General features: G+C 42.9%; 10 protein-coding genes. 9 read left to right on the top strand and 1 reads right to left on the bottom strand.

The genetic code is table 11. From position 1 onward, the window contains the following. Positions 1-3: 3 nt before the first annotated feature. The 6 genes from B4G81_RS01610 (at position 4) to B4G81_RS01585 (ending at position 7,358) form a co-directional block, all read left to right on the top strand. Positions 4-912: a glycerophosphodiester phosphodiesterase family protein gene (locus B4G81_RS01610; protein WP_294079401.1), complete on the top strand. Its 909-nt coding sequence runs from the start codon at positions 4-6 to the stop codon at positions 910-912. A 12-nt stretch (positions 913-924) separates the two neighbouring features. Then, positions 925-2,283, top strand: a complete 1,359-nt coding sequence (locus tag B4G81_RS01605) for an MFS transporter (protein WP_294079399.1) — start codon at positions 925-927, stop codon at positions 2,281-2,283. Positions 2,284-2,312: 29 nt separating this feature from the next. After that, complete coding sequence (locus B4G81_RS01600) at positions 2,313-5,159, top strand: glycosyl hydrolase (RefSeq protein ID WP_294079397.1); 2,847 nt, start codon at positions 2,313-2,315, stop codon at positions 5,157-5,159. 339 nt (positions 5,160-5,498) lie between these two features. Next, the gene (locus B4G81_RS01595) at positions 5,499-6,779 is read left to right on the top strand and encodes an acetylxylan esterase (protein ID WP_294079395.1); all 1,281 of its coding nucleotides are present in this window, start codon (positions 5,499-5,501) and stop codon (positions 6,777-6,779) included. Between the two features lie 237 nt (positions 6,780-7,016). Next, positions 7,017-7,148, top strand: a complete 132-nt coding sequence (locus tag B4G81_RS01590) for a hypothetical protein (RefSeq protein WP_294079393.1) — start codon at positions 7,017-7,019, stop codon at positions 7,146-7,148. A 51-nt stretch (positions 7,149-7,199) separates the two neighbouring features. Then, positions 7,200-7,358, top strand: coding sequence for a hypothetical protein (locus B4G81_RS01585; protein ID WP_294079391.1), 159 nt, complete (start codon positions 7,200-7,202; stop codon positions 7,356-7,358). Positions 7,359-7,375: 17 nt separating this feature from the next. On the opposite strand, the gene B4G81_RS01580 is transcribed toward B4G81_RS01585, so the two are convergent. After that, positions 7,376-8,527 (bottom strand): AAA family ATPase, encoded by a 1,152-nt coding sequence (locus B4G81_RS01580; RefSeq protein ID WP_294079389.1) that lies wholly within the window; start codon positions 8,525-8,527, stop codon positions 7,376-7,378. Between the two features lie 293 nt (positions 8,528-8,820). On the opposite strand from B4G81_RS01580, the gene B4G81_RS01575 reads away from it, so the two are divergent. The 3 genes from B4G81_RS01575 to B4G81_RS01565 all read left to right on the top strand — a co-directional run bounded on the left by B4G81_RS01575 (position 8,821) and on the right by B4G81_RS01565 (position 12,764). After that, complete coding sequence (locus B4G81_RS01575) at positions 8,821-10,671, top strand: endonuclease/exonuclease/phosphatase family protein (RefSeq protein ID WP_294079388.1); 1,851 nt, start codon at positions 8,821-8,823, stop codon at positions 10,669-10,671. A 70-nt stretch (positions 10,672-10,741) separates the two neighbouring features. Then, the gene (locus B4G81_RS01570) at positions 10,742-11,677 is read left to right on the top strand and encodes a glycoside hydrolase family 43 protein (RefSeq protein WP_414703146.1); all 936 of its coding nucleotides are present in this window, start codon (positions 10,742-10,744) and stop codon (positions 11,675-11,677) included. A gap of 181 nt (positions 11,678-11,858) precedes the next feature. Next, entirely contained in the window at positions 11,859-12,764 is a 906-nt protein-coding gene (locus B4G81_RS01565) for an ecotin family protein (RefSeq protein WP_294079384.1), read from the top strand. The last annotated feature ends 340 nt before the right edge of the window (positions 12,765-13,104 follow it).

Raw genomic sequence — 13,104 nt, 5'->3', positions numbered from 1 at the left:
ATTATGAAACATTCATTAAACCTTTTGGTTATTTGCGGCATGGTTTGCTTTTACTCGTGCAGGATAGCGGATCAAAAGCCTGACCAAAACCCCAATTATGTTCATATCCAAAACATGGAGGAGCTTCAGGAATATTTCAGGTACTCTCCGGAAAAAGACATCATTATAAGCGGGCACAGAGGCGGGATGCTCGAAGGGTACCCCGAAAACTGTATCGCTTCATGTGAAAAGACATTAAGCCTGATGCCCTCCTTCTTTGAGATAGACCCCCGGCTAACAAAAGACAGTGTGCTGGTACTGATGCACGATGCCACAATAGACAGGACAACGACGGGTAAGGGAAAAGTGTCGGATTACACATACGAGGAACTGCAACAGTTTTTTCTCAAGGACAGGCAAAACAACGTGACAGAATATAGAATACTCACGCTGGACGAGATACTGGAATGGGGAAAAGACAAGACTGTCTTCAACTTCGACAATAAGGGGGTACCCTGGCAAATATATGTGGATAATCTGAAAGGAAAGTGGAGTAAATATCACAATATAATACTGTCGGTTCGTTCACTTGAGGAATGTCTCTTCTATTATGAAAGGGTCAACAATGTGATGTTCTGTTGTGAGATAAGCAACATGGAAATGTATGAGGCGTATAAAAATTCCGGGATACCCTGGAACCGGATCATGGCTTATGTGAAGTATACTATGGAGCCGGAACAACAGGAGGTTTACGACCTTTTACGCAGCCATGGGGTCATGTGCATGACCTCGATCCACCCGACAGCAGATAGGGTGAAACCTTACGAGGCAAGGATAGAGGCATATAAGAAAGAACTTGCGGTCAACCCTGATATTATCGAGACTGATTACCCTGCCGATTTTGTAGGACTTGATATGAAAAGGGGAAAATAACAGTTGCAATTTATGGAAAAGAATTATTCGGTAGCAGCTGCGCAGAAAATGACAGGACAAGAACAGAAAAGGTTCAAATATTGGGAAACACGCACGATCATAGCTTGCATAGTGGGATATGCCATGTTCTATTTCGTAAGGAAGAACATCAGCATCGCCATGCCTTACATGAACCAGGAGCTGGGTATTTCGAAGACCGACCTCGGGCTGTTCCTTACCCTGCACGGATTGATATATGGCCTCTCCAAATTTATCAACGGGATTTGGGGGGACAGGAGCAATGCCCGTTACTTTTTGGTCTCTGGACTTATATTATGCGCCATTGCCAACATACTGTTCGGGCTCTCTTCTTCAATAGTGGTATTGGGTATATTCTGGGTTATTAACGGCTGGTTCCAGGGAATGGGGGTCCCCCCCTGCACCCGCCTGATGACGCATTGGATACAACCCGAGAAACTGGCCACGAAAATGTCCCTGTGGAATACTTCTCACTCCATTGGGGCAGGGCTGGCCATCATATTCTGTGGATATGTAGTGAGTATCAACTGGGGAAACTATTTTGCCCCTGAATCCATATTCTCACAGCATTGGCGCTGGTGTTTCATCATACCGGCGATTGTGGTGCTGATTGTGGCCATATTCGTTTTCATGCTGGTCAGGGATACGCCTTCTTCGGTGGGATTACCTGAATTGAAAGGTGGAAAATCTGACGGCAAGCAATCAAAGAAGGAGGAATCGGCCGAATTCAAGGCGTTCGTCAAAGAGAACGTATTCATGAATCCCACGATATGGATTATCGCCTTAGGAAATTTCTTCCTCTATATAACCCGTTTCGCCATACTGGATTGGGGACCTACCATGCTCAAGGAACACCTGCATCTGGATATAAGCCATGCCGGATGGTCGGTGGCCGCATTTGAAATTGCGGGCATAGCCGGAATGCTGGCGGCAGGATGGTCGACCGACAAATTTTTCGGGGGAAGGGCCCCGCGCACCTGCGTGATATGCATGTCGATGGCAACTATATGCCTCGTCTGCCTGAGCATGCTTAACGAAGGCAGCCCACTCATTTACGCCAACCTGATACTCGTGGCCGCGGGATTTTTTATCTACGGGCCACAAGCGTTAGTGGGCATTGCGGCAGCCAATATTGCCACCAAACGTGCCGCCGCCACTGCCGGAGGTTTTTGTGGCCTGTTCGGTTATGCGAGCACTATTGTTTCCGGCTGGGGAATCGGCTTGCTGGTAGAAAAAACAGGATGGTCAATCGCTATCTATGCCCTGATTGGTGTATCCATTATATCCGCATTGATTTTTGCCCTGGCATGGAAAGCCAAACCGAACGGATATGATAATGTAGCCACTCAATAATAAACGAATTCAATTACACACCAACAACCATGTATAGAAGAAGATTTATCAAAATAGCCGGTACCGGAATTATTGGAGCTCCATTTTATAGTTTATTCTCAAAGAACGGTATTGATTTGAGTCTTACCGATGGGAATGATAAACTGTTTCAGGCTTTTCAAAATCCGGACGGGCAGGCAAAACCATTTGTGCGTTGGTGGTGGAATGGTCTGAGAATAACGAAAGAAGAAATAGTCAGAGAACTTGATATGCTTCAACAAATGGGCATTGGAGGAGTTGAAATCAACTCCATCCGATTCCCGGAGACAGCCGAGCCTATGGCACACGCGCCTATCCAATGGCTCGGTGAAGAATGGCTCGAAATGGTGGAATTTACGGTGAAAGAAGCCCGCGAGAAAGGAATAGTCTGTGATATTCTGGTCGGATCCGGATTCCCATTCGGTGGAGAGTTCCTCCCCAGGGAGGACCAAACGGTGCTCATGGCATTAGGCACCATGGAATTGACTGGTCCCCGGACAATCACCCTCACCAAGGAAGAGTTGGAAAACAATGTCAATCCTCCTATTGGCTTTAAGTATAAAAATCCACTCAAAGAATTGGCTGCGGTGAGACTGGTTCCAAAAGAGCTTGCCGGTCTACATCAGGTAAAGGATCTGGACACGGAAATAGTATCGGGAAAGATCACGATTGATATTCCGGAGGGATCACATGTCCTTTATTCCTTGGTGAAAATCACCGGTTTTATGGCTGTCATTCATGGAGCTCCCGGAGCAGATGGCCCCGTATTGAATCATTATAAAAAAGACGCCGTAGAGCGGTATCTGCACAGGATGTCCGATACGATTACGGCTAAAATAGGTAGCCTGGGCGACAATTTTCGCTCCATTTTTATTGATAGTATCGAATTGGAAGGAGCGAACTGGGTCGATGATTTTTACGAGGAATTCGAGAAAAGAAGAAAATACTCCCTCATTCCTTATCTCCCGTTCATTCTTTTTAAAACGGGGAAAATGGGGAAAGCACTCGAGGAAGAGTATGGCGCTGATTTCACCAATGATTTTAGAGCAGAAACCGAAAGGGTTCGTTACGATTTTGAAGTCACGAAGCAGGAGCTTTTTACCGAACGGTTTATCAATACATTTCTGGAATGGTGTAAAAAGAACAATGTCAAATCCAGGTTACAACCTTATGGTCAAGAAATGCATCCTCTGGACGCAAGCTTGGATGTCGACATACCGGAATGCGAGACATGGATAACCCGGGCGACGGGTTCGGAACCTCAGGAATTTAATTTCACGTATGCGACCCCACCTTGTATGGTCAACCGGTTCGTCTCTTCTGCGGCAAGGTTTTCAGGTAAAAATTTGATTAGCTGTGAAGAAATAACCAATACACAGTTTGTGTTTGGCGCTTCACTGGAACATATCAAAGTATGTGGAGACCAGAGTAATCTGTCCGGGGTGACACATAGCATACTGCATGGGTTCAATTATAGCCCGCCGGATGTCCCGTTCCCGGGATGGATACGGTATGGAACCTATTTCAATGAGCAGAATCCCTGGTGGCCTTATTTGAACAGGTGGATTAACTATAAATCAAGGCTTTCTGCTGTTTTTCAAAGAGCCAATTTAATGTCGGATGTTGTCTTGTTCCACCCTCTTGCAGACCTATGGAGCAAGTATGGCATACAAAGAGATCCATGGCCGGATCGTAGATATCCTGATTATATACATAATATCTGGCAGGCCGTTCATCAATGTGGCAACGGATGTGACTATATCAGTGACCAGATTCTTCAGAAGTCGGATTTCTCGGACGGTAAGATTAACTTCAATGATAGAAGCTATTCATTGTTGCTGGTAGTGGAAGCCGAAACGATGCACGAGGATACCGCCAGAGCATTGAAGGAATATGCTGATGCCGGAGGTCGTTTGGTTTTTATTGGTAAGACACCGCACAAATCCCCTGGATTCAGTCAGCATGAGCAAAGAGACAAGGAAGTAAAGCAAATTATTGCTAAGGTTGAGAAAGGAGAGCGTGTGAAACACTATCCGGTCCCTCAGAAAGAAACCGGATTAATCTCATGGTTTCAAGGCATACAGGAAATGTACAATTTACCACGGTATGTCAGCTTTGAAAAATCAGTAAATACACTCAGTCAAGTGTATTACAAATATGGAGACCTGGATATCTTCTTTATTTGCAACAGCCACATCAGCAAGACGGAGACTCTGATGGCTGAGTTTCATGTGGCGAAAGATAAAACTGCATGGCTTTGGGATACTGAAACGGGCAATCGCTCGGTCTACAAATCGGAAGGAGTACCTAACAGATTGAAATTAAGATTGAGCCCCGCGCAGTCTCTACTGATTGTTTTTGACAAAAATACACCCGGCAGAAAAGCTGAAGTGTACAATTATCCACATCGAAGACAGCTACAAGCGCTGGATGGTTTTTGGAATCTGACATTGAATTATGTTGACGGGAAAAAAGAAGTCATACAGAACTTCAAATTGACCGATTTCAAAGAAGACGAAAACCTCAAGAAATTTTCCGGTAATGCAGTCTATGAACTATCGGTCAGGATCGATGATGTGGCAAACTATAACTACCTCGACTTGGGTAAGGTTTTTGGCATCAGTGAAGTGATGGTCAATGGAAAAAATATAGGCGTATGTTGGTACGGTGATCATATATACAATGTGAAAAACGTTCTGAAGAAAGGGGATAACAGCATACGCATTAAGCTCACTACCACATTGGCCAATTTTATGAATGCCCATCCCGAGATCAAGGATGCAAAGAAATGGGTGGTGGATAGAAAACAACCGGTGTATTCCTGTGGTATCACCGGGCCGGTAAGCTTTTTGGCGTAGGCAATGAAATGAAGTAACCGTTCCCACTAAAAGGCAGAAAATATCCTTATTATGAATTATAAACTATAATATTATGAGAGTTATTATTGAATCAAATTCGTCTTCAGTAGGCGTTTGGACAGCCAGCACATTACAGATGCATTCTGATGTCAATATCATTTGTGACGAACAGGCTTGTATGAACCTTAGAGTCGGAACGTATAAATATTTTAAAGAAAACGAACGATAAAGATGACTCCAATCACTCATGAAAGCTCTTTCTTAGAAAAGAATTTGAAGTTAATAAGTTTTTTTGACTAACTTGCCAGAAAAATATCAATCATTAAAATATATATACAAATGAAAAATCGATTATTTCTACTCTCATTCTTTATCGTGTCGCTATGCCTACAGGGTATCGCACAACCTGCCAGGCAGTTAGTGCAGGTAATCGTAACACCCGACAAAGCTGATTGGACTTACAAAAAAGGCGAACAGGCAGAATTCCAAATTATGGTGTTGAAAAACAATGTGCCGTTAGAGGGTATCGATGTGAAATACAGTATCGGTCCCGAAATGATGGAGGCATCGGAAGCAAATACCGTCACACTTAAAAAGGGTATCGCCACGGTAAAAGCCAAGAGGTTTAATGATGCCGGCTTCCTGCGCTGTACCGCCTCGGTGCAGGTCGACGGAAAAAATTATTCGTCCTACGCGACTGCCGGGTTTTCACCCGAACAGATCCAGCCAACCACCACATTACCCTCCGATTTTGAACAATTCTGGGAAAACGCGAAAGCAGAACTGGCCAAAGTACCGGTAAAACCGGTATTGACGCTGATGCCGGAACGATGCACAGACAAAGTGGATGTGTACCACGTAAGCATCGACAATATCAAGGGAAAAATCTATGGGATCTTATGCAGACCCAAAGCCGAAGGTAAATATCCGGCTATCCTGCATGTCCCCGGAGCAGGCGTGCGGCCTTATTACGGCGATGTGGCAAGTGCGGAGAAAGGAATCGTCACTTTCCAGATCGGCATTCACGGCGTGCCGGTAAATATGGAGCAACGGGTTTATGATAACTTGCGCACCGGCCCTCTCGACGGCTACCAGACCGCCAACCTGGACGACAAGGACAATTACTATTACAAACGAGTATATCTTGGTTGCGTAAGGGCTGTCGATTTCATTGAGTCACTCGACTGCTTCAACGGCAGGGACATAGCGGTAACAGGAGGGAGCCAGGGTGGAGCCCTTTCCATTATCACGGCGGCACTTGACAGCCGAATTGATTACCTGGCAGCTTTTTATCCTGCTCTTTCCGATTTGACGGGCTATTTACATGGCCGCGCAGGAGGATGGCCGCATATGTTTCGTAACAATTTCACCAATAAGCCTGAAAAAATAGAGACTTCAAGCTATTACGATGTGGCAAACTTCGCCCGTTTCGTTAAAATTTCAGGTTGGTATAGCTGGGGATATAATGACAATGTATGTCCGCCCACATCTATGTACGCCGCCTACAATGTGATTTCTGCACCCAAGGAATTGCATCTTTTCCAGGAAACCCAGCACTGGACGTTTCCCGAACAACAGGAGCAGAAAAATAACTGGCTATATGACAAACTGTTGAAATAAATTTTTCATACTCTATTTCTATGCTTTGCTGTTCGGTCATTTTTCAGGAATAAAATTCGTAGACGGTTCTCTAAACAAATATTTGCTCTTCCCGCGAATTGCGCAAAATGCGTAATGCATTTTGCGCAATTCTTCGTCAATACATTCATAAAATCTTGAAAATCTTATGGAAAAAAATATCATTGAGATGATTGCAACAAAGAATTTATTACCACGTTGATCAACTGGTATTGCTCGATGATGCTGAACTACGGCAAATTCAACAACAACCGCATTCTGGGACGCCGCACAATCGAGATCATGGCGAAAAACCAACTGCAGTACCATGAAGGGAGTGACAAGAACTTCCGCTTCGGCCTGGGCTTCTAGATCTACCCCGGTGGGAACGAGAACTGGGATGTCAGTCACGGCTCCTCTCCGATGGTCTCGCCTGGAGTTCTGTCGTGGGGAGGGATGGCCAATACGGATTACATTATCGACTATCAGGAAGATATGATTATATTACTCTATACAAACCGGATACCGGATACTCTCGTATGGGAAAAATTCTTAAATACGGTCTATCAGGCACTCGAATGAAAGAAACATATTAAAAATCACAGGGTAATGTCAGCAGTTGATATTGTATCGTTTTGGCGATTCTGTAACCAACGCATCAGGAATTTATCTTCAACTTCATAATATGGGTTCTCTACGAACAAATTATTATAGATGATTGTCTTGTCTACAAGTGCTTCCAAATTACGCTGTAATGTTGAGACAGTACCCAAACCATACTTCTTTGTAAATTTTTGAGAATAAGGCTGATAAACAACTTCTTCTGCAGCAACTGCTTTTAAAGTTTTCCATTGAGATTTTGTCAATAAATTTCTATATTGAAAATAAACAGACTCATTCTGTTGAATTAATTTATAAAGAATATCCACAATATCTTTTTCTTCTACATAGGACATTCGGTCAGCATAAACCTCATGGCATAGCCGTTGTGTATAATATGTATGAGCGCATGTAAGATCTAATATCATTTCAAGAACTTTTTCATCTGTCTCCACTCCTACCGTATGAAATAAATTCTTGATAAAAGAGGTATATTCCGCCCTAGGTATTTTCCTCAGTGTCAGAAAGTTAGTATTCCCGTAAAAGGGTCTTTTGGTATTATTGAAAATTTCGATCATTAACCGACTATCACTCCCTAAAAATATAAAGGAGATATTGTGTAGGTTTTGTATGATTGTTCTCAATAAAGCTTCCACATTTTTTTCAGGATATGAAAGTATCTGTTGAAACTCATCAATAGCAATTACTATCTTTTTTTCCTGTTGGTCTAGAAAAGAAAAAAGTTGAGGAAGGCTTTTTTCTATCTGCTCAGGATGAGAGATATCCAACGTTAATTCAGGTTCACCGCTCAATGCATTTATTTTAAGTATAGGCCGCAATAATTTGATATGTTCCCAAAATTTTCTTCCTGTACTTTTATGTATGGGGAATTCTTTGTAAATTGCCGTAGCTAAGTAATCTGTAAACTCTTTTAATGATGAAGTAGGGAAAATATCCAAATAAATGGTACTTTGTTTTTTTTTCAAAAGATAAAAGACATGTTTGACAAGTGCTGTCTTTCCAAGTCTGCGTTGAGAGAACACTGCTATATTGCTCTTATTATTTATGTTCTTCAATAAAATTTCTGTTTCTACATGTCTATCACAGAAATAATCAGGACTTAGATAATTATATAGTAAAAACGGATTCATATTATTATATTGATTTTAATTTCGTACAAATATATACAACTTTTTATTATTACGCAAAATGCGTAACGCAAAATGCGTAATTCACAAGAGTAAGGGGAGGAAGTGTATTCCAACTATCCGAAACTGAAATTGACTTTTTGGTATTGCAAAATGCGATACCTTCAAAACAACCTGTAGACGCAGGACATACGAAACTTCAATTTTTCTTTCAAAATAACCGTAAAAATCACTTTTTTTGCTTACTTTGCTAAAAAATAATAAAGCGGAAAGGAAACTCAAAAACATACGATAAAATGAAAAAAACGGTCTTTTTATTATTTTTCTGCCTGGCACTGTTTCACGTCCAGGCACAAACATTTCCGCAACGGGAAAATACACACCGCCTGATGAGTTATAATATCCATCACGGCGAAGGGATGGACGGTAAAATGGATATTGATCGAATCGGCAGGCTAATCCTCGACACCAATCCCGAAGTTGTGGGATTACAGGAGGTGGACAGCGTGGTGGCAAGAAGCGGCAATATCGATATCATGCAGATGCTTGCGGAGCAGACCGGCATGCACGCTACCTTTGGTTATTCTATCCTGCACGATGGGGGAAAATATGGCAATGGTGTCCTCACACGCGAAAAGCCGATTGCGGTAAGCAAGATATCCCTCCCGGGTGCCAAAGAAGCACGCACGGCTCTGATAGTGGAACTCGAGAAATATGTGGTGGTCAATACACACCTTTCGCTCACCAACGAAGAGCGCCTCGAATCGGTAAAAATAATAACCGAAGCCGTAAAAAAACAGGACAAACCGGTATTCCTCATGGGAGACCTCAATGCTGCTCCCGATTCCGATCCGGTTATATATCTCCAGGATCAATGGCAGATTCTTTCCAGCCCGAAACAGTTCACATTCCCTTCCGGAAAACCAACAGGGACAATCGATTATATATTGGGATATACCGCCAAAGGGCAGACCTATGCAAAATACAGGGCTCACGTGGTTGATGAGCAGGTGGCATCTGACCACAGGCCTATTTTTGTGGATATCCGCCTGAAAACACCAGCCTCTGAAGTGATGCGCACCATGCCCTACCTGCAAAATCCCGGTACCGACGAGATGACCGTGATGTGGTTGACCAATGTTCCGGCACGCAGTTGGGTGGAATACGGCACCGATCCCGATAACCTGAAACGGGCACGTACATTCCTTGAAGGAGTGATGGTGGCGAACAACAAAATCAACCGGGTGCGCCTTACCGACCTCCAACCGGGCACAAAATATTATTACCGGGTGGTGTCGCAGGAAATCACCCGATACTCCAGCTACTACAAGGAGTTTGGAGACACCGTCAGATCGGATATCAAAACATTCACTACCTGGAATGATGATATGAAAGATTTCCGGGTAATCGTATACAATGACATCCACAGTAATATGGAGATGTTCAAAAAATTGCATTCTTTGGTAGATGACAAGCCCTATGACCTGGTTATCTTTAATGGCGACTGTTTCGATGATGTGGAAGTTGAAAGCGATATTGTAGACAGGTTGATCACCTACACTCCCCGGATCAAAAGCGATGAGATACCCTCCATCTTTATCAGGGGAAACCACGAAACGCGTGGCGAGTATTCCCTTCACCTATGGGATTACCTGGGCAGAATGCGTGGCCATTCATACAGTGCTTTCTCCTTGGGTGACACCCGTTTTGTCCTTCTCGATTGCGGAGAAGACAAACCGGACGACCATTGGGTATATTACGATATGAATGATTATACCCAGCACCGGATCGACCAGGCCGAATTCCTGAAGGAAGAAGTACAATCGACATCTTTTAAGAATGCCAATAAAAGGATACTGATCCATCATATCCCCATTTTCGGTGTGAAACCTGATAGTTTCTCCCCCTGTTCCGACCTGTGGATACCGGTACTCAAGGACGTTCCATTCGATATTTCCCTCAATGGACATACCCACCGTTACCGGGTCATTGAAAAAGGTGAGGCAGGCAATAATTTCCCTGTCATTATCGGCGGAGGTAACCGGGAACCGGGCGGCACGGTGATGGTGCTTGAAAAAAGAGGCGATAAACTGACACTCGAAGTGTACAATGCAGCAGGAGAAAAGTTACTGGAGAGGGAATTATAAATAAAAACTTATCATTGAAATGAAAAAAGTGCTTTTATGGATGGCGGGAGTCCTACTATTATCCGCCTGTATGAATAACAAAGGGAATGACGACAAGATCCAATATTCAGGAAACCCAATTTTTGAGGGGTGGTACGCCGATCCCGAAGGGATTATATATAATGACCAGTATTGGATATTTCCCACTTATTCAGACTTATACGAGAATCAGGTAAAGTTTGATTGCTTTTCATCGCCCGATCTGATAAACTGGACCAAACATGAGAATATCCTGGATACAGCAGAAATAAAATGGGCAAAAATAGCCATGTGGGCTCCGGGTGTAATTGAAAAAGAAGGGAAATACTATTTCTTTTTTGCAGCAAACGATATCCATAGTGAGGACGAAACAGGAGGCATTGGCGTAGCAGTCAGTGACAGGCCTGAAGGACCTTATAAGGATTTGATCGGCAAACCCTTGGTCAATGAGATTGTACACGGCGCCCAACCTATCGACCAGTTTGTTTTCAGAGAGAATGATAGTACCTATTACATGTTTTATGGAGGATGGGGTCATTGCAATGTAGTATTGCTTCATAACGATTTTACCGGACTAAGACCTTTCCCCGACGGTGATATTTATAAAGATATTACTCCCGAAGGATACACCGAAGGACCTTTTATGTTCAAAGAGAATGGCAAGTATTACTTCATGTGGTCCGAAGGCGGTTGGGGCAGCCCCGATTACCGGGTAGCTTACGCCATTGCCGATAATCCATTGGGACCTTTTGAACGCATCGGTACTATCCTGGAACAGAACCCGGAAGTTGCTACCAGTGCAGGACACCATTCGGTGATCCACAAACCGGGAAGCGACGACTGGTATATCGTGTACCACCGCCGCCCATTAGGAGACAACCACCGTGATCATCGGGCAACCTGCATTGAAAAGATGGAGTTTGACGAAAACGGATATATCAAACCGGTAGAAATCACTTTTAAGGGGGTAGCAGCGAATCCACTCTAAAACACGACGAACCGGGATGTGAAATAATAATCACATTCCGGTTTTTTCACCTTTTAAACCTTTTATGCACTTATTTGTTTAATATCTAACCAAAGCCGGTTAACAAGCGAAAAGAACCTTCCATTATGGAAAGTTTTGTATAATGCGTTACGGCAACTTTTCATCATTAAAAAATAGCATTATGAAAGTTACTTTTTTAACAAAACAGTTGTCTGTTTTATTATCAATAGCACTCTTTTCTGTAGCATGTGGAAGTAAAAAAACAGGACAAATGAGTAATGTATCTCCATTATACACATTAGACGGATACCAGGTACATACCTTATCTGTTCCTACTCCGAAAGAGGGATCCTCTAATCCCATAAAAATAGAGATCATTCCCGGAAAGACAATGGAAGTGGACTGTAATCACCACTCATTGATGGGTAATTTTGAACAAAAGACATTAAGTGACGGTATTAGTTATTATGTTTTTGAATCAAATGGAGACGCTATTTCTACTTTGATGGCTTGTCCCGATAACACCAAACATACCGAATTTGTACAGGGGCAAAGTATTATTATCAATAGTGACGAAGTAATCCCCCCTATGGTCTTTGCTTCGGAAGGAATAGAGATAAAACAACGGATATGGAATCCTTCTGCTCCCTATGTAATGGATAAAGAACTCAATAATACAGTGGAGACAGAAGCAACCGAAGCATTAAATGCATATCCCGAATCGATGGAGGGATATGACCGTTACGTGTTATTACTTCCCGAAATAAAAAATTCGCAGAAAGATCGGAAAATAGAAATTATTCCCGGCATAACAACAGAAGTGGACTGTAATAAGTATGGGTTAATGGGAGCGTTCGTCAAAAAAGATATCGAAGGGTGGGGTTATAGCTATCTCATCTTTGAATCTGATGGTGAAGTTCGTTCCACACGGATGGCTTGTCCGGAGAATACCCGCCGCACCGAGGTGGTTACCGGGACTACCTATCTGTTGAATTATAACAGCCGCCTCCCGGTAGTAGTGTTTATTCCTAAAAAAGATAATTTCTCGGTACAATACAAAGTTTGGGAAGCAGGAGATTTGAAATAATATATACTTATCTGCCTGACAAAAATATTTTCCGGGAATTGTTCTTCATAATGAAGAACAATTCCCGGTTTTATTTCATTTTATCAATTATTGCGTTATCTTTGCAGCAAATTTATATGTTCTCCATGCAGAGATTGTATCCAACATACCTCCACAGCACTACTACAATGACCATGACCCCTTAGGGGGTTATGTAAATTCTTCGCACCGGATTTGTCCGTTTTTTGACGGTAACAACATTAGACAGAAGTCGAATGGCGTTCGAATAAATTCAATTTCCACACACAACAGTTCAAATAATAAAAAAACAGTAAGGAATCCTCATTTAACAACCGGTTTC

It is taken from the genome of Proteiniphilum sp. UBA5384, from assembly GCF_002410825.1.
GTDB lineage: Bacteria > Bacteroidota > Bacteroidia > Bacteroidales > Dysgonomonadaceae > Proteiniphilum.
The sequence above is the reverse complement of the archived record's forward strand: the minus strand, read 5'-3'. Positions and strand labels throughout refer to the sequence as shown.

Coding starts and splice junctions, on each gene's coding strand:
- B4G81_RS01610 (WP_294079401.1), top strand. CDS start 4: ATGAAACATTCATTAAACCTTTTGGTTATTTGCGGCATGGTTTGCTTT.
- B4G81_RS01605 (WP_294079399.1), top strand. CDS start 925: ATGGAAAAGAATTATTCGGTAGCAGCTGCGCAGAAAATGACAGGACAA.
- B4G81_RS01600 (WP_294079397.1), top strand. CDS start 2,313: ATGTATAGAAGAAGATTTATCAAAATAGCCGGTACCGGAATTATTGGA.
- B4G81_RS01595 (WP_294079395.1), top strand. CDS start 5,499: ATGAAAAATCGATTATTTCTACTCTCATTCTTTATCGTGTCGCTATGC.
- B4G81_RS01590 (WP_294079393.1), top strand. CDS start 7,017: ATGATGCTGAACTACGGCAAATTCAACAACAACCGCATTCTGGGACGC.
- B4G81_RS01585 (WP_294079391.1), top strand. CDS start 7,200: ATGGTCTCGCCTGGAGTTCTGTCGTGGGGAGGGATGGCCAATACGGAT.
- B4G81_RS01580 (WP_294079389.1), bottom strand. CDS start 8,527: ATGAATCCGTTTTTACTATATAATTATCTAAGTCCTGATTATTTCTGT.
- B4G81_RS01575 (WP_294079388.1), top strand. CDS start 8,821: ATGAAAAAAACGGTCTTTTTATTATTTTTCTGCCTGGCACTGTTTCAC.
- B4G81_RS01570 (WP_414703146.1), top strand. CDS start 10,742: ATGAATAACAAAGGGAATGACGACAAGATCCAATATTCAGGAAACCCA.
- B4G81_RS01565 (WP_294079384.1), top strand. CDS start 11,859: ATGAAAGTTACTTTTTTAACAAAACAGTTGTCTGTTTTATTATCAATA.